Source organism: Phytobacter sp. SCO41 (genome assembly GCF_003073275.1).
Lineage (GTDB): Bacteria > Pseudomonadota > Gammaproteobacteria > Enterobacterales > Enterobacteriaceae > Phytobacter > Phytobacter diazotrophicus.
Map to the genome: position 1 here is coordinate 722,518 of NZ_CP027225.1, position 23,466 is coordinate 745,983.

Sequence of the window (23,466 nt, forward strand, 5' to 3'; positions counted from 1 at the left end):
ATTAGCATCAGTTCAGCTAAGCAGATATGGTTGAAATCATAATACAGGTCACAAGTTACAGGCGTTAGCATTCCTGAAAGAAATACTTTCCCGGTACGTTTTTTCCCCACTTCCCGGCTGTTTCATATTCACCTCATCAAGTGATTTAGCTCTCATATTTCCATGAAACCGGTTGCATGGCTGGTTGTCCAGGTTAGCATGAAACCGGTTTCATTCATTGCATGACTCAGTTACCGAAAATAAAAGGTAGAAAAAAGATGGCTGTTATTCGGGATTACAATAAGTTAGCAAGTGATATCCTCCGGGAAGTCGGAGGGGAAGAGAACATCAACAGCTTTACCCGTTGCGCCACGCGTTTACGTCTGGTCCTTAATGAAACGCCCGCTGATGCGAAACGTCTGGTGCAAAGCCTGCCTGGGGTCATTGCGGTGGTGGAAAGCGGCGGACAGTTTCAGGTGGTGATCGGTACCCACGTGGCAGACGTCTTCAACGCGATGTCAGGTCTGGTAAAAGAGAATGGTTCCATAAGCAGCGCCCCGAAAAAAACGCGTAAGCTTGACGCGGTGATTGCCACCATGTCGGCAGTGTTCGCGCCGATTGTCTACATTCTGGCGGCGGCAGGTATTCTGCAAGGGCTGCTGATTGTTGTCAGTCTGATGGATGCCGATATCAAAACCACCGGCACTTTCGCCGTGCTCAACTTTATGTCCTGGACGCCGTTTGCCTTCCTGCCGGTGTTTATCGCCATTACGGCGGCGCGCCATTTCAAATGTAACCCGTTTATCGCGGTTCTCTGCTGTTGTGCGCTGATTAGCCCTGACTGGGCTGCGCTGGCGGGGCGTATTGCTGGCGGGGAGAGCATCAATTTCCTTTTCTTCCCGCTTTCTAAAACGGTGTATACCTCCTCGGTTTTGCCACCGCTGTTCCTGGTGTGGGCGCTCTCCTGGTTTGAACGCCGGGTAGAAAAGTGGATCCCGGACGTGGTCAGCCCGCTCTTTACGCCGTTGATCTGTTTCGTTGTCATCGTGCCGCTGACCCTGATTGTGATTGGCCCCATTACCACCTGGGCGGCAATGGGGGTGGCAAATGGCTATAACGCGCTCTTCCACGCAGCACCGGCCGTTGCGGCGGCGGTGATTGGCGGCGTGTGGCAGATTATTGTTATCTTCGGGGTTCACTGGGGGATTACGCCGGTAATCATGGCCAATTTTGACACCCAGGGTTACGACTCCTTCCAGGCTTACCAGACTATTGCGGTTATTGGTCAGATGGCGGCGGTGTTTGGCGTGTTCCTGAAAACCCGCAATACCCAGTTAAAAGCGACCTCAATGTCTGCCGGGATCACGGCGATTTTTGGTATCACCGAACCGGCGATTTACGGTGTGACGCTGCGTTTTAAAAAGCCGTTTATTTGCGGCTGTATCGGCGGGGCGATGGGTGCGGTCGTCGCCAGTCTCTTCGGTAGCCTGTACTACGCGTATGCCGCGTTGCCTGGCTTGTTTACCCTGGTCAATGCTATCAGTCCGAATGCGCCGATGTCGTTTATCGGCGAACTGGTAGGGGCCGGAACCTGTATCGTGCTGACGATTGTGATGGTGCAGTTCGTGGGCTTTGAAGATCCGGCAAACGAAGAGGAGACGAAACCGGCAACACCTGTCAAAGCGCAAGCGACGTCAAATACCGCTGCGGCCAGTGCAGTGAAGATGCTTAGCCCCTTAAAAGGGGAAGTGGTGGCGTTGGAGAGCCTGGCAGATGAAGCCTTTGCCGGTAAAGCGCTTGGCGATGGTATTGCCATCAAGCCCGAAGAAGGCAAAGTTGTGGCACCGTGTGACGCGACGGTGGCGACCGTGATCGCATCACATCATGCCATTGGGTTATTGTGCGATAATGGAGCAGAGTTATTGATCCATGTTGGGTTAAATACCGTCAACCTGCAGGGGCAGCATTTCCGTCCGTTGGTGAAAGAGGGGGATGTGGTCAAAGCGGGTACGCCTCTTCTTGAATTCGACAAAGCCAGCATCGAACGCGAAGGCTATGATCTGACAACCCCGGTTCTGGTGGTTAACAGTGAGGATTTCACGCTGACAAAGCACCAGCTTGATGGCGCGATTGGTATGGGGGCGCCGCTGATGTCTCTCGCATAAGGAGGCACGGGCGCACGAACATGGTGTCAACGGCGTCACGACGTAACCCGTCGGGCTTCGCGAGTCGCACTCTTTTGCAGCATGTTTCTGAGCCGGATGTTTCTGGCTCAGTGTGAGCCACCCATTGATTGAGGTTTTCTTATGGTAACGATACTGGACGTCGCCAGAATGGCAGGAGTGTCAAAGGCGACGGTATCGCGCGCGCTAAACGGTAAGGTATTTGTCCGGGAAGAGGTGAAGGCCAGAATTTTACAGGCCGTTGCTGATACCGGTTATCGGCCAAACCAACTGGCGCGCAATCTTGCTAATAACAAAACGAATTCGATTGGGCTGGTTATCACCAACGGGTTGTACAACGGCCCGTTCTTCTCAAGCATGGTTTATCAGGCGGCGACGCGCAGTGAAGGTCACAGCCGTCAACTGGTGCTTGCAGACGGGAAACACAGCGCTCAGGACGAGCGCGATGCGATTGGTTTGCTCCTTGAGCTTCGCTGTGAAGCCATCATGATCTACCCCAAATATCTGTCGGTCAGTGAGTTGGATGACATCATTGACGGCAACCAGACTCCGATAGTTGTCATCAATCGTGAACTTATCAGAAACCGAAACCGCTGCGTATTTACCGATCATCGCCGCAGCAGCGAGGAGATGGTGGAACATTTGCTGGCGCAGGGGCATACCCGGATTGCATTTGTGGCGGGCGTATGTGGTTCGCCGACAGGTGAACGCCGTTTACGCGGCTACCGCGATGCGTTGCGAAAAGCGGGTATCAGCCCCGATCCGCAACTGGTGGTGCGGGGCGCCTGGAGCACAGAAAGCGGTTATGAGGCGGGACGCCAGTTGCTGGCGCTCAATATCCCGTTCACCTGCGTGCTGGCCGCCAATGACGATATGGCCATTGGTCTGGCGAAAGCGTTTCAGGATGCGGGGAAATCGGTGCCGGGAGAGATCTCGTTGGCCGGGTTCGATGATTCGGTGATTGGTAAGTACTACACGCCTTCTTTGACAACTATCCACGTCCCGATGGACGAAATGATCCGCGATGCGGTCGAAATTTTACTGCATCCCGACGAAAAAACCGTGTTTTCCCATCAGGGAACCCTGGTGAGCCGGGATTCAGTTGCCCGACGCGTTGACGCGGAGTGAACATTCACACGTCATAAGGCGAAGCGTGATGTTGTACGCAAGAGCGCATGCTGTTGTGGGCTGGGTGGCGACCATTGCCTGCTGTTTTATGTATATCTCGTATATACCGTTGATTCTGGATAATCTGCACGGGGTGAAAACTAACCCGCTACAACCGCTGGCCGCCGCCGTGAACTGCGTGTTGTGGGTGACGTACGGTTTACTGAGTGAAAGGAAAAACTGGCCGATTGTGATAGCCAATTCGCCCGGTATTGTGCTCGGACTGATTACCTTTAGCACTGGCTTATAGCCATCAGCTTAAAAAAGCCGCCATGCGTTACGCACCGGCGGCTTTTTTGTCCTTATTGGCCCGATCGTATGCGCATTCCGCGAGATAGTGTTGCGATACGCTGCGTGCGACCGTAGAGCACGAATAAAATAAATCCGCGTCCATTAAGCACATAGCGGCAGGCCAGCATGATGAGCAGAGCCACCAGCATGATGACCGCATGATGCGTCTGCCCATCCAGCACGGTAAATACCAGCAGTAGCGCACTCAGCACGGTAAGGACGCCATGCACCAGGCCATACCAGGCCAGCCCGGATGTTTTACCGCGTGCGATCATATAGGTGGCGGTCAGATTGCTGAAAATAAACAGGATAGCGGGCAGGAAGAAGATAAGCGCCCGGACTGGCGGTGTCTGTTTTGGCAGTATCGCCATCAGCGTCAGTAAATTACAGGCGAAGGCTAACAGGAACAACAACAGCACAAACGCCAAAGGAAATCCGTTCTGCCGGGGCAGTTCAGATGGCGGTTTATCAAACCAGCGCTCCAGTTCGGGCGTTGAATGTTGCAACAGGCTATTATCGCCACGGGCAATAACCTGTTCCATCTCCCTTCCATGGGCCAGCAGATCACAAAAAAGCCATCCGGAAATGAGCGTGGCCAGGCGCATTACAGTACCGCCAGTGACTGAATGGTGCCCACAATATAGCGGCCTGTTTTGGGAATATTGCCCGGCGAGGCGACGACACCGCTCACTGCGCTTCCCGCCAGCGCCGCCGCACTGGTCACCAGGTTACCCAGTTGCCGGGCGAGCTCCACCTGCACCGGCTCGACCGGGAAGCGTTTAGGATAAATGCCTGCGCGGATAAGGGCTTTGATTTCTTTATTACTGATGCCAGGGTTTTGCAGCTTGATGATGAGCTCCGTCAGGCGTTTGCGATCCTGGCGGGGGTACTCTTTCAGCCACTGAGACGCTTTTAACGACGAAACGGATTTCATTGCGCGCCACGTCGTGACCACCTCTTTCAGTACGCCACCTGCGCTTGCCAGCGAGATAAGATCGAGCGCGGTAGAGGTGGCGTTATACCAGCCTTGCGAATCCAGCCAGGCCACATCTTCGCCGCCATTCTCCACCAGGTCATATAAACGGTAGAGGCCGTTGATGCATTGCAGACCCGTGGCAGCGGCGCCGGCATAGCCCAGGGCGACCAGCGCGCCGCTGGCTCCTGCAGTGAGCGGGACGGCGGCGCCCGCGGTGGCCATCACCCCGGCGGTAATGATCATTGCGCCGCAGGATAGGACGGTGGAGGCGATTTCCGGACCGAGAGAGGTTGCGGAGACGGCGTCGGTCAACGATTTACCCACCGTGGTTTTTGACCCTTGTGCGGGAGGCTTTGTCACAACCACATGCGTTACGATGCCGCTTTGTCCATTCGGGTGACGTTTGCTGGGGCGCACCAAGTACCGCTCCGTGCCATCGGCATAGATAATTCCAGCCTGCGCAAAATCACGTGTACAGTCCATCGCTGCGCCAAGCGCATCGAAATTGAAATCTGTCGCACCTTTACCGCTAAAGCGCGCAAAATCATAGCCAGGCATATTTGCTTCGGGGTTGAGTCCGGGCAGCGTCATTTTTCATTCCTTGTAATGATGAGTACAGAAGTATTAATCCAGGATTTTTCCTAGACTCCCAGGGCTAACAAACAGATGTTTTTTCCGGTGTACAGGTTTATTTCGCCGCACACTATTCAGGCCAGACGAAGAAAATAGCTAAATATCATGTACTGTCTGGCGCAACTGAAAACATGCAGATTTTTCATAACCTTCTGATTTAATTGTTCTCTTTCTGGTTTTTATCTTGCCGTTTTTGCTGGCGAATGGTAAAGGAAACCTTGAGATTCCTTATTTTAGACAGCGAACAGGCAAAGTTCACCCCGCCAAAAAATGGGCTTTTATCCTTTCAGCGTGATGAGATGGGGTATTTTCTATATGAATAATTTCGAGGTGAAATTAAGATGCGGCAATCTATTTAGCAACGGAAAAACACTTTTTTAGCGGCATTAACATAACTGCAAATGCAGATGCGCAGTAAGCCTATTCCGGGCGGGATTGGGGGCTAATTCTCAAAATAGACAAAACGCTCACGCCGCCACGTTTTCACCGCTGGCGGCCTGGTGCATTGTGCATTACCTTAGAGCCGAAAATTATTCTCGCATTTGAAAAGGAGTCAGGTTCGATGTCTGATCAACACATAATGAAAGCCATGTTCACGCAGCAGCGAATTCAGATCATGCATTTGGGTAAGCATCACGAGGAATATACCGACGCGTACATCTTTGCCTGGGAGTCCGGTGTTTATCCGTTTTTGCATGATTTGGGTGGCGAACATCAGTATCTTCCCCATGAATTATATGGCGACTTTTTTGAGGTCAGCGCACAGAAGGGCGCATCCATTTATGAACGTCTTAACCGGGCATGGGCAGATGAAGAGGATAATTTAACGTATAGCAGACTGGAGTCTGCCCTGATGGGCATTGGCAGTTCGCGTGAATGGCGTCCCGATGAGGTCATGAATGTATGTCGCTATCTTTTCCTGACGGGCTGTTTTGACGAGGTATTCTGGAAGGCGCTGTGTAAGCCAACGGCAGATTCATCATGGGTTGAGTTCGTGCGGGACGCGTACAGCCGGGAGCATGATACGGCGTTTATGTGAGCACATAAGGGGCAATGAAGAGCACATTGAATGAAGTGTGGGTTATCACGGAAAGAGGGCTGTCAGAATATAACCGTGAACCCCCGCACGAGCCATTGAACATCTTATACCAGACGAATATCGACTCAAATCGTGATCGCAACCAGAGCCAGCTACACTAATACCAGCGGTTATACTTGATATACAAAAATGAGACGATAATAAGCCACAAAAAGGTCAGTATCCCAAAATAATCAGGTATAAATCTCGCGAAGATATATGCCCCTGCCACAATAAGGGCCAAAGGGATTAAATAGATATATGACTGTAAAAACCATAAAATTGCCTGCTTCATTTTTTTAATAACTCATATAAAGCTTTACCGATCATGATAGTCCCTCTACTTCATACCCGCCTGGCGATAGTCAGGTGGAGGACTAACTTACCTGATATTTCAGCATACTTGTAAGCCTTATAAGAGCATTGTGTTGTATGTACCCTTCCTGAGGACTGTACTGGCCGTTACCACAATGACTGGCGTGGGCTAACGCGCTAAAGTCCCGGCCCCTGGTCAATGAGGAAAAGTCTTTGCGCTTGTGTGGGGCGTCATCGCGCAGAAAAACGTCACATGTGAAGCTGATTTTGGGGCCAGGTAACAGATTTGACCATCAATTGCAGACTCTTCGCCATTTCAGGTCATAGTGAAGAGGTGATTATTAGATGGTTAATTTAAGGATACGAATATGCCAACAGTAATTGAGAAAGCATTGGACTTTATTGGCGGTATGAACACATCAGCCTCAACACCACATTCCATGGATGAGAGTACAGTGAAGGGGATGTTTAAGTATCTGAAAGAGCTTGGTGTTCCAGCTCACGCCGAGGAGATTATCGCGCGAGGGGAGCGGGAAGGGTGGCACCCGGAGTTCACAAAAAAAGTGGCGGGATGGGCGGATAAAATCGAGTCCGCTGACCGCGTGGTGATTAAAAACCCTGAATACTTTACTTCGTATATGAAGGAAGAGCTGCGCGCGCGGGTGAACGTCGAGTTTGACCCGGCAAGTTAAGCGCATCTCAGTTCGCTTCTCACATGGATTTTAATACGGCAAAGGGCCTCTGTTTTCACTTAGGCCCTTGAATTTGGTGGCCCCTGCTGGTGTAAGTATCCGCATAATCGTGCCATTCACATTTAGAGATCTTCCGGCATACTCAATCTGCCAACGAAGGAGCATTTTAGCTGTAATAAATGCGGTGCTAATACCAGCGATTATATTTGATATAAAAATAAGAGACGATAATAAACCATAAAAAAGTAAGTATCCCTGAATAGCTAGGAATGAATTGAATAAACAAAAAAGCCCCAGCAAGAATGAGTGCGATGGGTACTAAGTGAGAGTGGGCTCCCCACAAGAATAATAATAATTTCTTCATCTTTTCAATATTTCATATAAAGCGTCGCCAATGACTTCCTCGTTGTTCCTTCCAGACTCTACTTCATAGATTATTTTAGACATTTGAAGTTCAATAAGAAAGTATAGCATTTCCAGCTTTTCTCGATAAAGTAATTGGTAATATTCTACATCCTGAAATTTCAGTTTATTTGCTGCTAATGCGGCTATCTGAGCTTTAGCATACAATGCCGTGGCTTTCACAAACCAAGTGGACATTTCATTTACTTTCTTAATATAAGATTCCTGAAAATCAGTGCTACTTACAATCAATTTAGCAATTGTCAGAGAAAGAGCTAGTTTGCTTGAACGATCAGCAGCTTCATATGCTTTCTCTCCGATTTTCTGCTTTATATAGGACACCAGCGTATTACTTTTCTCATCTCCCAGACGCTTGAATGTTTTTTGGAAATAGAGTTGAACCATATCAAGAACGACATCATTTCTTTTGTATATTTCTAACAAAGATAAATACAAGCGTTTATCTTCACTCCATTGCTCATGGCACGTACTCCCGTAGTACTCGTCAGGCACTAAGCAGGAGCCATAGTTAATAAGCCGTTGACTGCCAAGTTTAACGTTTGCGACGGTCTCCATATGACTGGCATGGATCTCCCGTAACGATTTAGTTAAAGCAATCGCCATCCTTCTATCTGACGGAGTTTCCAATTTAAGATAGTTTTCTGCCATTTCCATTTCCATTTCCATTTGCATTGTTGTAACATTAATATTTAATGATTGATCATAGTCGCTAACATGGGCAACGTTACGAATGAAAAAAAATCGAAAAATTCTTATTTATATTTTAGCGGCAATTATTTCTTTTCTAATAATTCCTGAGGTCATCTTAAGGAAGGTTCCGAATGACATACTTGCCAGACTTAGCGATTTTACAAGTTTGGATGGTTTATTCAGTCCATTCCTCTCGGCGATGATTTTCATTGGTCTGTCATCCATCTTTATCGGAATTATTGGCGTGTATGTCGTTGGAAAAGTTTATTGTGCTTTAACTCAGGTTAAGCATGAGTGAAACAGTCAGTTGATAATCGATCACAATATACGGGCCAGGCAGGGAACGCTATGAAAAAACATGGAAACGCGGTAATTAGTTTTTTGGTCGTGATTATTTTCTTTCTAACTATCCCGGAAATAGTGATACGTGTAATGACGCCTAAGCAATTCGCACGGCTGAGCGATTTCACAAGCCTCGGTGGGCTTTTCAGTCATACTCTCTCGGTGCTGATTTTTCTTGGATTGATGTCTGCGTTGCTCGGTGTGCTTACCGTTTTCTTAATAACAAAAATTTACCGGCGTTTATCCCTATCCAGCCGTTAATCAATACCTAATAATCTTGCTTCCACTTCATTCCATACCCCCGCGGGCTGACGGACCGTGCATATTGGCACTGAAAAGACCAATGCCCTGACCATGTTACTGGAGACTATCGACCTGCTAGCGGAGCTGGCCAGTCAGTGTGCCAGCCATACACACCCCGGAACGGGCGCGCCTGTTCAGTCTGGCGCGTTCACACAGACGGCGACAAAAGCAGGAACAACCAGGGGAAAATACGCCACTATCATTGCCTGAATGAAATCATCTTAGCCCGCCAGTGTGCGGGCTTTTTTATGCCCCTTCGTCAGTCGCGCTGCAACGCGCTGTGAGCGCATCTCCCGACAGAACATCCGCGAGTAATACCCCGAAACGATCAAACGCATCCCGGCAGGCTGGCGCAGCCATACCCCAACAAAATAAAGGCGCCGTAGACAAAAACGGCGCTACACCGCACCCGCCCGCGGGTTTTGGATCGCATAATTTTTTCAGTTTTATTTTTCTTCAAACCAGACCGCTAGGGCGCGCCAGGGCTGGCGGCTTGCTGGAGTTCACAAACTGAAAAGATTGAAAAAGATTTCAGTATTTTCCAGTTTTGAGGATCGAAAGAGTAACTCTGTAACTTCATAACTATAAGATTAATAACGATAAATATTATTTTATGCGAGTTGGATGGATCGCTTGTTGTGATTAAAATAAGAACGATTGTTTTGCTACAATCTTCCTCCGCAAGGCTCAAATAGGAGGTGGGAAAAGTTTGTTACTGAAAAAATGAAATTGCTCACCTGCCTATTTCACACCCATCTTCCTTAAAAAGGTATGGATTCATCATAGTCATCGCTTTCTATTTTTTTTATGGAAAATAAGCGTTCACTTCTGAAAGGTTTATCATACAGCTCTTTAAATTTTTCTTCATATCTTTCCTTGAACCTGAATGCATACATATTCGGTGTAAACTCATTTAGTATGAAGCACTTTTCAATGTCTTTTTTATAAAAAGAAAAATTAAAGTCATCTAATTCAGCCTTAAGCTTAACGTTCGACATTGCATTAATGATCTTCGTTGAAGTTTCTAAGTCAAAATTAAGGAAGTGTTCAGTGTTTGTTTTTATTTCTTCATTCCATTTTTCATCAGCGAATAATCTAATTGCTTGATTAAGTTGATAGACCTTTTCATCGTTGCTAATATATGTCAGTGCTTCTATCCACCCTGATTCCTCGAGGAGTTTTACATCCTCATTTTCACTGGCATAACTGCGAGTAGAGAATGTTATCAAGCTTCTAATAATTTCAATTTTATTTTTGCTTAGATGATAGTAGGCTGTATGAAATTTAGTTGAGATTTCTTCATTGCGAATATTAGCATCTTCAATTTCTTTCAACTGGCATTGAGTTTTTCTCTTTCTATAAACAAAGTACCCATAAATTTCTAAAATAAGGAAATCTATTATGCTGAAAATCACAATTCCTAATGAAATGCCAATTATGAGGGAGATTGATAAAATATAAATCTCATAATTTTGTGCAATAGGTTTTAATACTGGGCTCAACCAGAGATGTAATAGAGGTAACAAAAGACACAAAGAAATAATGCCCCCAAAAATCATAAAAAGAGTCGTACAGGCTCTTCGAGGGGTATATAAGGTTGAAACGAAGTTGATAAATTGATCTAAATAATTCACATATTTTCTATATTTGTCAGGTAATGTCTTTCGAGGGATTGTCATGCATGTTGTCTAGTTTATTCAAGGAAATTTTACTTTGATGGCTAATTGTCGCTTACGCATATTGTATGCTTTGAAAAGAATGCGACTGCGTACTGTTACTTTGTATCCGCATAGCGTGCTGTAAATTAACAAAAATGCCACTATGATCATATACATAACAATTGAGAAGATCCCTGGATCTGTTGATTTAAACATCTCAACCAGCGTTAAGTTCAATCTATGGTTCATAAGTAATGCTTCCGATTTCTCCTGCAAATACAGTGTTAAAAGGATACATAATATATTTGCAACTACCCAGACAAAAGTCACTTTTAAGGCTCTGAATGAATAGAGTGATAAAAATGCAGGATCTGCTAGAAGAAAATGCGCTTGCCTATATAGAAGGCGCGAATTGGCAGTTTTTCGCTTCTTAACTTTTGTAGAGAAGAGGCTAAAGAGTCTCAGCAACCAATCTTTGATGAATGCCCCTAATATTGACAAGAGAGCAGCGCCAAGCAGTGCTATAAGAGAATCCAGGGGGCTATGAATCAGTGAGTAAAATTTTTCCATGATAGCTTCAATCCTGCTAGGGACAGTTTTGGAAGAATGCTTTACGAGCATTTTTCAGCCTAAAAATTAGGCAAGAATCAACCTGAGTGCTCGACAGGTTTAAAGATAGGGGGACAAAAAAGGAACATCAGCCAAGGTAAGTTTGACAACCACCTCTATTTAAAATGTCTATGCTTATGATTTTAAAGACAAAAAGTGGTGGCCCCTGCTGGGTTTGAACCAGCGACCAAGCGATTATGAGAATGGATTTCCCCCTCTAACTGTTTATACTTATTCATATAAAATCAATAATTTACCAAAATCATTGACACTGTATAAATAACCAGAAATACTCTGTTTTACCCACTTATAAGACCCCCATGGCACCCCCATACGGGAGTTTGCGACCAAGCGATCTTTTTTGCGCAACAAAATGACCGATAAAACATTCAGGTTTACCAAAGCGAAAATTGAAGCCCTGCCAGCCGCGACTAAAGGCAGTCGTGCTGAGTACAGAGATAGCGATGTCTCTGGGCTTCTGCTGCGTGTCACTGCTGGTGGGGTGAAGACATTCAGTGTGTCGCGCAAAAGGCAAGGAGAGCACTTCCGGGTGACGCTTGGCCGCTTCCCGGATCTTTCTGTCGATAGTGCGCGTGAAATGGCTATTGCTGCCCTGGCTGAAATAGCTAAATCGAATGCGAACCCGAACGATAAGCGGCGGCAAGAGCAGAAAAAGCAGATCACCCTGCTTATGGCCTTTGATGAGCGTCTTCGTGTCAGGGGGTACCGGGTGAAAGAAACCACAGCAGAACAGTACCGGTCATTGCTGACTAACTATTCCGGTGACTGGCTGAATCAACCGATTATGAATATCACGCGAGAGCGCGTAGAACGCCGCCACAGGGCCATTACTGATGGTACGGCATGGTTTGGTAAGGATAAGAGCCTTTATCGCGCTGGCGTTGGCACAGGCAGCAGGGCACAGGCTGATTCATGGGGGCGGGCACTTCGGGCCGTATGCCGTTTTGCCTGGGACCATTACCGGGACGAAGAAGGGCATAGCCTGTTACCTGAACCGCCAACGATGGTACTCAGTACAAAACGTCAATGGCATGGATTGGTTCGAAAAACAGAGCGTGTCAGAAATAACGATCTTGGCAGGTGGTTTAGCGCTATCGAGAAGGTGAGACAGCAAGCGGAAGAAGCGAGAGACGATTTTGCCCATTCCGTATGCGATGCCGTGTATCTGGCTATGTTCACTGGCCTGCGTAAATCTGAAATTACCGAGTTAACCTGGGAAAGGGTGAATCTTGGCGGTCGCTATTTCTGGATAGACGAGACAAAAAACGGCGATCCCCTCGAATTACCGATCACCGATTCAATTCTGAGGCTCTTCCGGCGTCGATTGAGTATCAGAAAGGATGGCGAGCAACTGGTGTTCCCTGGTCGCTCTGGTGGTGTCATTGGTGAGCCTCGCAAGGTGATTAAGCGTATCGTGGCTGCAACGGTGCCGGAGCCAAATCCCGATAATCTCCCGCTGGTGGAGTTTAAATTTCATGATGCCCGCCGGACATATGGATCAGCGGCAGCGCTGGCAGGTCTTGACCAGTACATCATTAAGCGCCTGATGAACCACAGAACGGCAAGAAGTGCTGATGTGACGCAAGGTTATTTGCACTTCGGTGCAGACGAGCTACAGGAATCAGCCGAAAAGGTAGAGCGCTTTCTCTTGGAAAAGGCGGGGTTGGTGGAAAGCCGTAAGGCTCTGGATTCCCAACTTCATCAGGTGTTGGAGGGTTTGAATGATGAAGATAAGCGGAGACTTTTATTTGAACTGTTAAATTCTGGTCATATTGGAGATATAAATGTCAGGAATTAGGGCTGAGTTTTCTATTGGTGAAGAGGATTTTAAAGATCTTGACGCTTTGGTTGACCGAATCAGAAGCGGTGTGTCTTCTTTATTCAAGCAGCGAAGCATATGTGAAATGCTGGGGATTGAATTTTCAAACTTAGATGATGTTGGAAAAGTAGAGCTTGTGAATAATATTAATGATATGAAGTTCGGCTCTCAATTCGAAAATGAAACTGTGCATCCAGGCGACCCCGTTTTATTACAAACAGAAGAATCTAGTGAATTAATTAAAGCTGCATGCATATTTGAGGTGCTAGGGTTCGAACAACTAGCTACAAACATGCGTCGCTTTTATGCTGAAATGTTAATTGAAACAATGATGAAAGAGGTTAGGCTTGAGGCAAGTGCAAAGAAGATAATAAGTGCAGATAGAAGTAAAGCGAAAAAGGGGAAAACTAATAGACATCAATCATCCGCACTGTTGATTGCCTCAAATACATGGAATAAATATCCAAATGCTAGTCTCGCTGGATTGTCGCAGGAAATATATTCATATCTCCGAGCTAAATGGAATGATGTTCCTGTTGTTGGCACAATCGAAAAATGGCTTAAAGAATCTGGTTTAAATCCTGATGTAAAGCCAAAAAATAGGATGTTCAAAATAGTTATTTCAGAGGGGGAGTAAATCTCGATTTACCCCCTTTTTACTCGATGTCAACACAGTGAACTAGTTATGCCATTGGGTAACTAGTTACGCTGTCTGTCGAAATATAAACGGCAATAATAAAGTAACTCCGTGATTAACTGATAATACACGGTGATACTTATGAATTTCTCTAACGTCAGTCATAAAGAAAAATATACTCGCAGCGAGGCTGCTGCTGAACTTGGTGTAACCACTCAAACCCTAGCTAATTGGGCTCATACTGGTCGGGTAAAGATTCCATTCCATAAAGTTGGCCGCAAGGTCATTTACCTCAAGTCTGATCTTGATAGTTTTCTGGCATCTACTCGTCGTACTCAGACGGCGTAAGGGTGGGGTATGTCAGATAAAACAAAGGCGGCCTCGCATGGCCGCCAGTGCATTACAACGAAACATGATCAGCATACCAGGCCTTGTGCTGGTGGTCAAAGGATGAGCGTTCCTGTGATGTCAGGTGCGAGTATCTTTAAGCGATGCGCAAATATTAAGCATCACTCTTTAGCGGCTTCCTTGGCTTGTTTACGCTGGCGGCGTTTGATCTCACCTTTTACCGCCGTGACAATGAATTGTGCTTTTGTCTCTCCATCTTCAAGATTGCTTTCTAAGTCTGCGACAACATCATGTGGAAAGCGAGCATTAAGCTGCTGTGATTTATTGTTAGTTGAACCCGTTGCCATTCCTGAATCTCCTTGTGCTAGGTGCGATTCAGTATACGCAAAAAAAATGACAATAAAAGACTTGAAGTGCGATTCACTTGAATGTAGCTTTAAAAGCAAAGGTGCGATTCACCTTGTAAGTGCGAAACCCGGCAGTGTACCACCACTAACCGGGTTTCTGACCAAACCGTTAAGTGAGGTAACAGTTATGGCTGACAATCAGTCTATCCAAACTCGCCCTGAATTTACATGGCTATTCCTTGCCACTCCTAAGCACTACCCGGAGTGCTCCCCTATCGTCTTGCGTTTTGATGCTGACACCGAAGATGCCGCCCGTGATGCATTTCCCGGCTGGAACTTGGTCTTTGCCGCCAAAATCCGCGCTCATGCTCCTTGCCGTGTTGTGTTCTTCGATTACAACTCCCGTCGTGGATGGGAGTTCGACAGTGCTGTCCATCAGGAGGTGCGTCATGGCTAAGTACGCAATCCGGTACATCGGGGACAACAAAACCATTGAACATCATGAAGAGGCTTTACGTATCGCAGCATTAAGCGCAGCACAGGCGAAATTCATTTCTACGCTGCTGGTGTGTTATCCGAATCAGATAGAAAACGAAGAAATATCCGCGCTGGGACAACTATTTGAGAGCCTGGCCTACAACGTCGATGAGTTTCTTAAAGCCGAACGTGAGCGTTTTGATAGAAATAGTGAGGTGTGCCCATGATCAGCAACGTCAAATTCAACGAACTGGAAAAACGCTTCGATCTGCTGGTGGATAAAGTCACTGTACTGGAAGAGAAGGTCAGAGTGCTCACAGATAGCCAGGGTGGAGAAATACCTCCGGGTATGACTCCTGTCGCAACGCTGGCGGCTGAGTATGGCATTTCTACCAAGAAGGCCGAGGAACTGGCGAAAAACACAGGTGTGATGCTGGTGAAATTGAAATCCGGTGGTTTTGTTGCCCCTGACGAGAAATTCAGGGAAGCGGCCCGACTTGTTCTCCGCAGCGCCAAGCGTAAATACGGTTCGGCGTACTGGTTCCATCCCTTGCTCGGTAAGTTCCAGATGAGCGGAGGCATTCCTAAATGACAGTACAATTGACAGCAGTAGAGACAGTATCGGATGCCCTGTTTACGTGCTCTTATCTCTGGGCACATGGTAAGCACTACAGCCGCACCGATCTGGAAAAGGCAATCCACCAGCATAAAGACCCGACCACGCGCTATGGCAAACTGGCGGTACGCTTAAAACAGATTGTTGAAATGCCCTATGAGGCTCTGTGCGATGCCGGTTATCTCGACACTGATCGCAAACAGATGATTATTGCCCGCCGTTCTGTGCTGGTGGATGAAATAGGCGAAGAGGAAATGAATCTCTGGCTGTCCGACACGCAGCGCATACAGCGAGCATTCCCGGATGCCACCATTGATAAAAAGCGCTCAAAGCTACCACTTACACGCGGCTCCGAGGGCTATAACGTCCGCCAGGACTATGTGATTAAGCATATGCTCCCGGCACAGTCACTGTGCAGCATATACGGCCCCAGTGGTTCGTATAAAAGCTTCCTGGCTGTTTCATGGGCCTGCCATATTGCTGCTGGTGCTTCATGGTCAGGTAAGAAGGTTGAGCGCGGCGCTGTGCTGTATGTGGTTGGTGAGGGAGGTGTAGGCGTTCCCCGCCGTATTAAAGCGTGGGAGCAGGTACATGGCCAGCAGGTTGATAACCTCTGGCTGGTTAACCGTCCCGTCTTCCCTGTGCGTGAATCCGAGGTATCAGAAGTCATTCTGGCAGCCAGGCAGATCACAGCGGAATGCGCTATGCCTGTGCGGCTGGTAGTGATCGACACGCTGGCGCGTTGCTTTGGCGGTAATGATGAAAACGATGCTCGTGACATGGGGGCGTTTATCGAAGGCTGTGACGTTATCAAGCAGAAAACGGGCGCAACAGTGCTGGTGGTTCATCACTCCGGCAAGGATGAGGCAAAGGGGGCGCGTGGTTCCAGTTCGTTCCGGGCGGCGCTTGATGCTGAGTTCAATGTGAAGCGAGAAGGAGAAGGACAGGCGCTGATCCTGTCATGCACCAAGATGAAGGATGCTGAGGAGCCAGAACGTAAAGCCTATGACCTTCGTACCGCCGAACTGTACACGGATGAAGACGGGGAAATGGTGTGCTCGCTGGTGGTTCGTGATGTGCCTCGTGAGGCTAAAGAGGTTGATCCTGAACTGGCCGGGGTGGAGAAACTCACCGATAACCACATGGCGCTGTGGCAGGCAATCAGAAGCCGGATAGCGCGGGGGGAGCCATGTAACAGGGCGGTCATTCGTGACGATCTGAAAGCCACTGGCATTAATACCAAGCATTACGCTCGCTGGCTGCAGAAACTGATTGATGATGGCCGGGTTATTCAGGACGGCGATGTGCTGACCGTGAAATCCCTGAGAGAAGTGGGTAACTAAGTGGAGCGCTGGTGGGGGAGGTGGGGAGTGATACCCCTAATTCCCCACTTTGCGCCCATATACACGGACCAAGTGGGGAAAACTGCTTAAACCCTTGCCATTACTGGCTTTGAGAGGAGGTTACTAAAATACGGGTGGGGAGCAAGTGGGGGAGGGTGTAAAGTGGGTAACAAGTGGGAAAATAATAAACGTCATACTGAATTGGTGGAGATATATCATGAAGGGTGTTCGTAAATTTTTATCTGAGTTTTCGGTCATTATAACTTCTAAAGGCTGGTTGATGTTTACTCCTGAGCAATTGCATTCGCAAGGAGTAATGAGGCAAGAACATCGGGAAATAGCTGATAACAGCCATATTTATATGGTATGTAAAAGTCTGAAAGCTTTTTGCGCACCAGAAAACCCGTGCCTTGATGATGGAATGGTTTCTGGATATATAATAAGTAAAGAGAAGGGAAAGGAAGTTAAATATAGTTATAAATTTCCATTTGAATTTATTGAGGATGAGGTTCGATTAGTTGTTTCTGATTATCCTCATAATCAAATTCAAACTTTAAATGAAAATGATGATGTCATTCGTTTTTGGCCTAGCACTCAGCTAGCACTATTTACTATGGAGAAGGTTTTTTATTCTTACGATGTGCTGTATGTCGGTCAAGCCTATGCTGATGGCAAAAGAACAGCTATAGACAGATTAAAGAGTCATTCTACATTACAAAAAATATTAGCAGATTCTACATACCATCATCCTGATGACCAGATAATCATTTTTATCTTTGAGTATGATGATTACTATCTTGGTGCTATTTTCAACGGATTGGATAAAGGTAGTATTAGAGGTGATGAAGATGAAGCAAGATTTTTAAGCGTAAGGGAAAACATATTATCTGTAAAGCAGATAATATGTTTGGCAGAGGCTGGTTTGATAAGATATTTTCAGCCAAAATATAATGAGGTATATAAAAATAGTTTCCCGGCGGCTGATCAAAAAATTCTTGATGAATGCTTAGAACTCGACTTTTCGGGTGTCTCTGTTGAGGTTGATACATCTGCCTTGGGGATTAATCTCTTTTCCTCACTGGTAACTCCTAAAGAACATCATCTTGCTATGTTTAATCTCACGGATGAAGCTGTTCGCCTTGGATTTTTCACAATGAGCGATGGAGTCAACGAACCATTTACCATGCACGGAGTTTTCCCTCTAACGAAATAACAATTGAGAATTGGGAATAATTCAATGTGTTAACCTTTTTTTCTGATTAAAATCATTTTACTTACCACTTTTAGTGATCAATGATGTGACTTGTACCATTAATCACGATAAAGGTAAGAAGATGGCTGATAAGAACAAATCGACGCACGATAAGGGCGGTACCGTCCATATCGACGCCGATACCATGAAGAAAATCGAGGAGTACCAGGCGTTCATTAAAAAGAATCACCCTGAAATGCCTGTCCCCACTAAAGGCCAGATTGTGCGCAGCAGTGTGAACTACTGGCATCACCACACGCTGGGGGCATGGGTATGACAAGCTGGTACAACATCAAAGCTGCCAGCGATGGCGCAAGTGCAACCATTCAGATTTACGAAGAGATAGGTGGCTGGGGGATTACGGCACAGCAGTTCTCCGAAGACCTGAAAGCCCTGGGCGATATTTCTCATATCAATCTGAACATTCATTCACCCGGTGGCGATGTCTTTGACGGCATCGCTATTTACAACCTTCTGAATAAACACCCGGCAAAAATCACGGTGCATATCGATGGTCTGGCCGCCTCTATGGCGTCAGTCATTGCGATGGCTGGTGATCGTATCGTCATGCCTGAGAACGCGCTCATGATGATTCACAAGCCGTGGGGTATTTCTGGCGGAAACGCCAACGACATGCGCGACTATGCCGAGCTGCTGGACAAGGTGGAAAACGTCCTGATCCCCGCTTATGCACGTAAAACAGGTAAGTCTGCTGAGGTGCTGGCGTCCCTGCTGGAGGAGGAAACCTGGATGGATGGCCGCGAATGTGTAGCGCAGGGATTTGCAGATGAGTTACTGCCGGCTGTCAGTGCGATGGCCCGAATCGAATCAAAACGAATTGAGGATTTTGAACATATGCCCGACAACATCAAAGGGATGATCACCCATCCTAAATGCTCTACTGGTTCCATTGTGCCGGAACAGAACCGCATCAACGGTATTAAAGATTTGTTTGCTATGTTTGGTGGCAAGCATGATGCGCTGAAAATGCAGTGCCTGGAAGATGCCGACTGTACACCGGACAAAGCAAAAGACCTGCTGCTGGCCGAAATGGGGCGCACTGCCACACCATCTAACAAAAACGCTTTTTCCCATGTTTATGCGGGCAACGGTAACATCGTTGGCGACGGCATTAGACAGGGGCTTAATGCCCGTCTGGGGCATGAACGCGCGGAGCGTGGAAACCCCTATGCAATGATGAGTCTGTTTGAAATGGCTCAGGCTTCGCTGGTGGATCGTGGCATCAGCATCAGCGGATTTGGCAACCGCTCGCAGATTGTGAATCTGGCCTTTACGCACAGTACCAGCGACTTTTCCCATATCCTTGCTGGTGGCGCTGAAAAGTCTGTACTCACAGGCTGGCAGAACAGTGGTGAGACTTTCCAGCAGTGGACTAAAACAGGCTCCCTGTCTAACTTCCATGAAGCAAAACGTGTGGGCCTGAATGGTTTCTCTGAACTGGAAAAGGTGCCAGAGGGGGCTGAATACAAATACGTCACTACCAGTGACAACGGCGTCCCTATCGCGCTGGCGACGTATGGCAATATTTTCTCTGTTACCCGTCAGGCCATCATCAATGACGACCTGAGTCAGCTTTCCACCATTCCCCAGGCTATGGGACGAGCAGCAGCGCGAACGGTCGGTAATCTTGTCTATCTGCAACTCACTGCAAACGCCAGCTTCACCGATGGTAAGGCGCTGTTCCATGCGGACCACAACAACCTCATTTCAAAGGGGATGGATACGGACGGACTGAACGAGGCCCGCAAGACTATGCGCCTGCAGGAGGATGCGAACGGTGATCCGATTAATGTCATCCCGGCCTATATCCTCGTGCCTGCCGCGCTGGAAGGTGCAGCAAATCGTGCTGTGCTCTCTTCCTCTTCTTTGTTCCCTGTGGATCAGAACGGCACATTGAACCAGAACCCCGGCATCATCAACATGGTGAAGGATATGGCTCAGGTTATTGTTGAACCACGTCTGGATAAGGCCAATAACAAACAGTGGTATGTAGCCGCCGCGCAGGGCACTGACACCATCGAGGTGGCTTATCTCGATGGTATGGATACGCCATATCTGGAGCAGATGGACGGCTTCACGGTCGATGGTGTGGCCTGGAAGGTGCGCATTGATGCGGGTGTGGCCGCTTTGGACTATCGCGGGCTGGTCAAATCGAATGGCGCGGCGTGACAGGAAAAAGGGCGGCTTCGGTCGCCTTTGCTCATTTGAGAATAGCTCTCATTTGAAAAGGTACTCCTGGACATACGACCCGCCACGGGTCGGCGGCATCGCGGGAAACGGCTGGTTTTCTATATTCGTGGTCATCATCATCATCCGGCAACCTGCTGATTTAAAAGGGCGCGAAATTACAAAAAGTGGCAAAGATGATGGTTTGTATGTTTTTTGTTCGACATCATTGGCATTCAATCATGAAGAAAAAGCAGTGGGTTCTAACGATAAGTGATGTGGCTGAGGTCACTGGATTACATCGTCAAACAGTTGCGAAACACCTGGCGGGCACGCCTCCACTATCCGGTAGCACCTCAAGAAGAAAGTTATTCGATTTAAAAACAGTTCTGAACGTCATCTACAGCAGGAGCAAAAAATCATGCCCACAATGAACCAGGAAGTAATGACAACGATTCGCCTTGGGGGCCAACTGGGTAAGCTTTTTGGCAAGCTCCATCACCGGCTTATCCGAACAACAGGGGAGGCCGGAAGAGCCCTTGCCGCAACTATTCCAGGCTTTGAAGCTTACATGCGCTCAAGTCGTGCGCGCGGGCTAACATATGCCGTATTCCGTGGGAAAGACAACATTGGAAAAGATGATCTTGATTACCCAAACGCGGGACGTGAAATCCGAATTGTGCCTGTAGTTATTGGCAGTAAACGGGGAGGACTACTCCAGACCATCCTCGGTGCTGTTTTAGTCGTCGTTGGAGCATTGACATATGCTTACGGCGGCGCAGCCTTAGTAGCTGGTGGTGCCGGAATGATGGCTGGGGGAATTGTCCAGATGCTTTCCCCGCAGGCTGCGGGATTAGCCAGTAAACAGGACGCCGATAATAAACCCTCCTATGCATTTGGTAGCCCTGTAAACACAACAGCTCAGGGGCTCCCTGTACCGCTTTGCTATGGTAAACGCCGTATCGGGGGGGCAATTATTTCTGCTGGTATCTATGTGGAGGATCAGCAGTGATAAAGACCCCTCAGTTATGGCCGGAAGGTGAGACTTTCATTCGTGAGGTGCTGATACCAACAAAATATGAGCCTTTACCCGTTTTGGTGACTTACATCGTGCCTCCATTCGATGCTGTAGTGGCGACGTGGCAGAACACAGACCCGGAAAAGGCGTACTCACTATTTCGGCAATTCATCGTTGACTGGGATCAGCAGGACAAGCTCACTGATGACATTCTGATATCTTTTTTGGTGACGTTTCCCGGCACAGACAAAGCAATTTTTAATGGTTGGGCCGAGCATATGAAAGAACGGCTTGCTGTAAGCCTGGCTGTATTTGCTCAGGGTACAAACTCCATCAACTGAGGTGAGTATGCTTGATCGGAATAACCTCGAAGAAACAATAAAGGAAATGGCCCGTCAGCAGGGCCATGAACTGAACGGACAGGATAAGCTCATCATCCGTACCCGTCTTAACAGCGCTCTGTCTGCTAAAGAAAGGTGCCGCCAGCGAATGACCGCACCTGAATATCACTGGCGCAAACCATCACCCCGGCGATAAGCCCTTTAACCTCCCCGCGTCTTAGTTCTCACCATTTCTGGGGAAAACCCGAGGGCAAAATACTTCCCACCTCTGCCAAGGATTTGGCTATCAATCCAGGTCAACTTCCATATTTACAAGATTTTTGTAAAACCCTCGTTTCAACAATCGGCTGAGATTTCGGCCGATTGAATATTACCCAAGGGCGGGGTTATGCCTACCGTCACCCGGATATTGGGTATCGCACCCGGCGCAATTTTGCGCTCCCCTGAATCGGGGCGCTCAAATAACCGTGTTGCTAATTTGCAACTCACTGCGCCGTTGGCTCACACAACTGAACAGAACATCGATAATCCGTTATCAGCGTTTTGTAGATGAAAAGGACCAAACGATCTCATACCTGAGATTACTTCCTCATCGGACCCCCACGGGACCCCCAAAAAGAAAGGACTTACGCTATTAACGTAAGTCCTTGAATTTGGTGGCCCCTGCTGGGTTTGAACCAGCGACCAAGCGATTATGAGTCGCCTGCTCTAACCACTGAGCTAAGGGGCCGTGGCGGGCAATTATAAAGTAACTTCTCCAGGCGATCCAGCATCAACATTCCATCTGGCTGTTTTATAAACAACGCATTATCAATCCTTTATACTTAAGTTCCGCATCCAACATCGGGAAAATAGATAGCCTCGATATACTTGTGCCATGGTTGCGTGTTTTTTTCTACGGCATGAATTCCGGCAAACCTTCGGGGAACACTTACAACGAGCGGTGGAAGATCAACTGATCCTGTGTGGCTTAGGTTCGGCTTTAAAAGCCGATGGCAGTGGGTTGTATGAGCGACGTTCAAACGGGTTAAGTCTGCTTAAACATAATGATGACTCTTAACTCGCGGTACTCATTGCTCCGTACACTGGAAATTTTGAAGAGAATGCCGCGCAGGTAGACTCCCGAAGACGACAACATTTTGCTATCGATGCGTCTCAAATTTGGGAGCTTCGAAAGCTCAGCAGCCTAAACAGAACAACATACAAGATTTATCATGAACCACCCGCCACGTGATTGGTGAGGCGCTATAAAACTAATTTTTGCACTAAAGCATCACTACAACTAATGAATGAAATCTATTTTAAATAACCATCAACTTGTCGTTTTTTCAAGTTAGTTGACTAATGAGATTTTTAATTATCCTTTATCGTAATACGTTAGCTCAGTGCATATTCAATGTTAAGTGCAATATATTTTGGTTGTAAAAATGTATAAGTTTGGCAGGCGAAATAAATATCATGAAATATTTTTCACATCAATATTATTCATGAAATTATGAAATATTTAGGAGTTATTCGTTTTGTGAATTTTAAATGTTTTTAACTAACTGATATTAAAAGATTTTATTAATTTTTCGAACGAGCTTTTATAGTTATAGAACTTATTAATTAATATCGTTATATTAATAGATTATAACTTATAGGATCTATCCGGATACCTCGCTACATTTATAGCTGATTTGGAAGTTCAGTAAGTTTGTATCAGGAAGATACCCGCAATT

At 47.2% G+C, this 23,466-nt stretch carries 26 protein-coding genes, 1 tRNA gene and 1 pseudogene; 21 read left to right on the forward strand and 7 right to left on the reverse strand.

Annotation, left to right across the window (positions count from 1 at the left end; all coding sequences use genetic code 11):
• Window positions 1-257: 257 nt before the first annotated feature.
• From C5523_RS03595 to C5523_RS03605, 3 genes are all read left to right on the forward strand, one after another.
• Complete coding sequence (locus C5523_RS03595; RefSeq protein ID WP_108700593.1) at window positions 258-2,144, forward strand: beta-glucoside-specific PTS transporter subunit IIABC; 1,887 nt, start codon at window positions 258-260, stop codon at window positions 2,142-2,144.
• Window positions 2,145-2,285: 141 nt separating this feature from the next.
• Entirely contained in the window at window positions 2,286-3,290 is a 1,005-nt protein-coding gene (locus tag C5523_RS03600) for a LacI family DNA-binding transcriptional regulator (RefSeq protein WP_108700594.1), read from the forward strand.
• 28 nt (window positions 3,291-3,318) lie between these two features.
• Window positions 3,319-3,579, forward strand: a complete 261-nt coding sequence (locus tag C5523_RS03605) for a hypothetical protein (protein WP_079497083.1) — start codon at window positions 3,319-3,321, stop codon at window positions 3,577-3,579.
• A gap of 52 nt (window positions 3,580-3,631) precedes the next feature.
• On the opposite strand, the gene C5523_RS03610 is transcribed toward C5523_RS03605, so the two are convergent.
• Window positions 3,632-4,162 carry a hypothetical protein gene (locus C5523_RS03610; protein WP_146158945.1) on the reverse strand — a complete coding sequence of 177 codons (531 nt, stop codon included), beginning with the start codon at window positions 4,160-4,162 and terminating at the stop codon, window positions 3,632-3,634.
• A gap of 62 nt (window positions 4,163-4,224) precedes the next feature.
• Window positions 4,225-5,187 carry a hypothetical protein gene (locus C5523_RS03615; RefSeq protein ID WP_039078159.1) on the reverse strand — a complete coding sequence of 321 codons (963 nt, stop codon included), beginning with the start codon at window positions 5,185-5,187 and terminating at the stop codon, window positions 4,225-4,227.
• 604 nt (window positions 5,188-5,791) lie between these two features.
• Here C5523_RS03615 and C5523_RS03620 point away from each other — a divergent pair.
• Window positions 5,792-6,268 carry a hypothetical protein gene (locus C5523_RS03620; protein WP_155525384.1) on the forward strand — a complete coding sequence of 159 codons (477 nt, stop codon included), beginning with the start codon at window positions 5,792-5,794 and terminating at the stop codon, window positions 6,266-6,268.
• A gap of 722 nt (window positions 6,269-6,990) precedes the next feature.
• Window positions 6,991-7,314, forward strand: coding sequence for a DUF1889 family protein (locus C5523_RS03625; protein ID WP_039078157.1), 324 nt, complete (start codon window positions 6,991-6,993; stop codon window positions 7,312-7,314).
• 360 nt (window positions 7,315-7,674) lie between these two features.
• Here C5523_RS03625 and C5523_RS03630 read toward each other — a convergent pair whose 3' ends face one another.
• Window positions 7,675-8,391: a hypothetical protein gene (locus C5523_RS03630; protein ID WP_108700596.1), complete on the reverse strand. Its 717-nt coding sequence runs from the start codon at window positions 8,389-8,391 to the stop codon at window positions 7,675-7,677.
• Window positions 8,392-8,775: 384 nt separating this feature from the next.
• Between C5523_RS03630 and C5523_RS03640 the strand changes: the two genes are divergently transcribed.
• Both C5523_RS03640 and C5523_RS03645 read left to right on the forward strand, forming a co-directional pair.
• Window positions 8,776-9,030 (forward strand): hypothetical protein, encoded by a 255-nt coding sequence (locus C5523_RS03640; RefSeq protein ID WP_108700598.1) that lies wholly within the window; start codon window positions 8,776-8,778, stop codon window positions 9,028-9,030.
• Between the two features lie 54 nt (window positions 9,031-9,084).
• Window positions 9,085-9,282, forward strand: a pseudogene (locus C5523_RS03645) (hypothetical protein); the annotation flags it as partial.
• A gap of 551 nt (window positions 9,283-9,833) precedes the next feature.
• Here the strand turns inward: C5523_RS03645 and C5523_RS03650 are convergent.
• On the reverse strand, window positions 9,834-10,706 hold the full coding sequence (locus C5523_RS03650) for a hypothetical protein (RefSeq protein ID WP_155525385.1): 873 nt from the start codon (window positions 10,704-10,706) through the stop codon (window positions 9,834-9,836).
• Between the two features lie 63 nt (window positions 10,707-10,769).
• Window positions 10,770-11,300, reverse strand: coding sequence for a hypothetical protein (locus C5523_RS03655; protein WP_108700600.1), 531 nt, complete (start codon window positions 11,298-11,300; stop codon window positions 10,770-10,772).
• Between the two features lie 412 nt (window positions 11,301-11,712).
• Between C5523_RS03655 and C5523_RS03660 the strand changes: the two genes are divergently transcribed.
• The 3 genes from C5523_RS03660 to C5523_RS03670 all read left to right on the forward strand — a co-directional run bounded on the left by C5523_RS03660 (window position 11,713) and on the right by C5523_RS03670 (window position 14,164).
• Entirely contained in the window at window positions 11,713-13,158 is a 1,446-nt protein-coding gene (locus C5523_RS03660) for an integrase family protein (protein WP_108700601.1), read from the forward strand.
• Entirely contained in the window at window positions 13,145-13,816 is a 672-nt protein-coding gene (locus tag C5523_RS03665) for a hypothetical protein (protein WP_108700602.1), read from the forward strand. The genes C5523_RS03660 and C5523_RS03665 overlap by 14 nt, the downstream gene beginning before the upstream one ends.
• Window positions 13,817-13,957: 141 nt before the next feature.
• A complete protein-coding gene (locus C5523_RS03670) occupies window positions 13,958-14,164 on the forward strand; it encodes a helix-turn-helix domain-containing protein (RefSeq protein WP_108700603.1) in 207 nt (68 codons plus the stop codon).
• 161 nt (window positions 14,165-14,325) lie between these two features.
• Here the strand turns inward: C5523_RS03670 and C5523_RS27375 are convergent, their stop codons facing one another.
• A complete protein-coding gene (locus C5523_RS27375; protein WP_172960872.1) occupies window positions 14,326-14,511 on the reverse strand; it encodes a YlcI/YnfO family protein in 186 nt (61 codons plus the stop codon).
• Between the two features lie 187 nt (window positions 14,512-14,698).
• Between C5523_RS27375 and C5523_RS27380 the strand changes: the two genes are divergently transcribed.
• From C5523_RS27380 to C5523_RS27590, 11 genes are all read left to right on the forward strand, one after another.
• Window positions 14,699-14,968, forward strand: coding sequence for a host cell division inhibitor Icd-like protein (locus tag C5523_RS27380; protein WP_172960873.1), 270 nt, complete (start codon window positions 14,699-14,701; stop codon window positions 14,966-14,968).
• The gene (locus C5523_RS03680) at window positions 14,961-15,215 is read left to right on the forward strand and encodes a hypothetical protein (RefSeq protein ID WP_108700605.1); all 255 of its coding nucleotides are present in this window, start codon (window positions 14,961-14,963) and stop codon (window positions 15,213-15,215) included. The genes C5523_RS27380 and C5523_RS03680 overlap by 8 nt, the downstream gene beginning before the upstream one ends.
• Window positions 15,212-15,580, forward strand: a complete 369-nt coding sequence (locus tag C5523_RS03685; RefSeq protein ID WP_108700606.1) for a hypothetical protein — start codon at window positions 15,212-15,214, stop codon at window positions 15,578-15,580. Before C5523_RS03680 ends, C5523_RS03685 begins: the two co-directional genes overlap by 4 nt.
• Entirely contained in the window at window positions 15,577-16,947 is a 1,371-nt protein-coding gene (locus tag C5523_RS03690) for a helicase RepA family protein (protein WP_108700607.1), read from the forward strand. Before C5523_RS03685 ends, C5523_RS03690 begins: the two co-directional genes overlap by 4 nt.
• A gap of 217 nt (window positions 16,948-17,164) precedes the next feature.
• Complete coding sequence (locus tag C5523_RS03695) at window positions 17,165-18,160, forward strand: hypothetical protein (protein WP_108700608.1); 996 nt, start codon at window positions 17,165-17,167, stop codon at window positions 18,158-18,160.
• 121 nt (window positions 18,161-18,281) lie between these two features.
• Entirely contained in the window at window positions 18,282-18,476 is a 195-nt protein-coding gene (locus tag C5523_RS03700) for a hypothetical protein (RefSeq protein ID WP_108700609.1), read from the forward strand.
• A complete protein-coding gene (locus C5523_RS03705) occupies window positions 18,473-20,389 on the forward strand; it encodes a ClpP-like prohead protease/major capsid protein fusion protein (protein WP_108700610.1) in 1,917 nt (638 codons plus the stop codon). The genes C5523_RS03700 and C5523_RS03705 overlap by 4 nt, the downstream gene beginning before the upstream one ends.
• On the forward strand, window positions 20,376-20,663 hold the full coding sequence (locus tag C5523_RS27205; protein WP_155525386.1) for a hypothetical protein: 288 nt from the start codon (window positions 20,376-20,378) through the stop codon (window positions 20,661-20,663). Before C5523_RS03705 ends, C5523_RS27205 begins: the two co-directional genes overlap by 14 nt.
• A gap of 153 nt (window positions 20,664-20,816) precedes the next feature.
• Window positions 20,817-21,398, forward strand: coding sequence for a tail assembly protein (locus C5523_RS03710; RefSeq protein WP_108702282.1), 582 nt, complete (start codon window positions 20,817-20,819; stop codon window positions 21,396-21,398).
• Window positions 21,395-21,745, forward strand: a complete 351-nt coding sequence (locus tag C5523_RS03715) for a hypothetical protein (protein ID WP_223878761.1) — start codon at window positions 21,395-21,397, stop codon at window positions 21,743-21,745. Before C5523_RS03710 ends, C5523_RS03715 begins: the two co-directional genes overlap by 4 nt.
• 7 nt (window positions 21,746-21,752) lie before the next feature.
• Entirely contained in the window at window positions 21,753-21,941 is a 189-nt protein-coding gene (locus C5523_RS27590) for a hypothetical protein (RefSeq protein ID WP_108700611.1), read from the forward strand.
• 458 nt (window positions 21,942-22,399) lie between these two features.
• Here C5523_RS27590 and C5523_RS03725 read toward each other — a convergent pair.
• A tRNA-Ile gene (locus C5523_RS03725) sits at window positions 22,400-22,475 on the reverse strand.
• Window positions 22,476-23,466 lie beyond the last annotated feature (991 nt).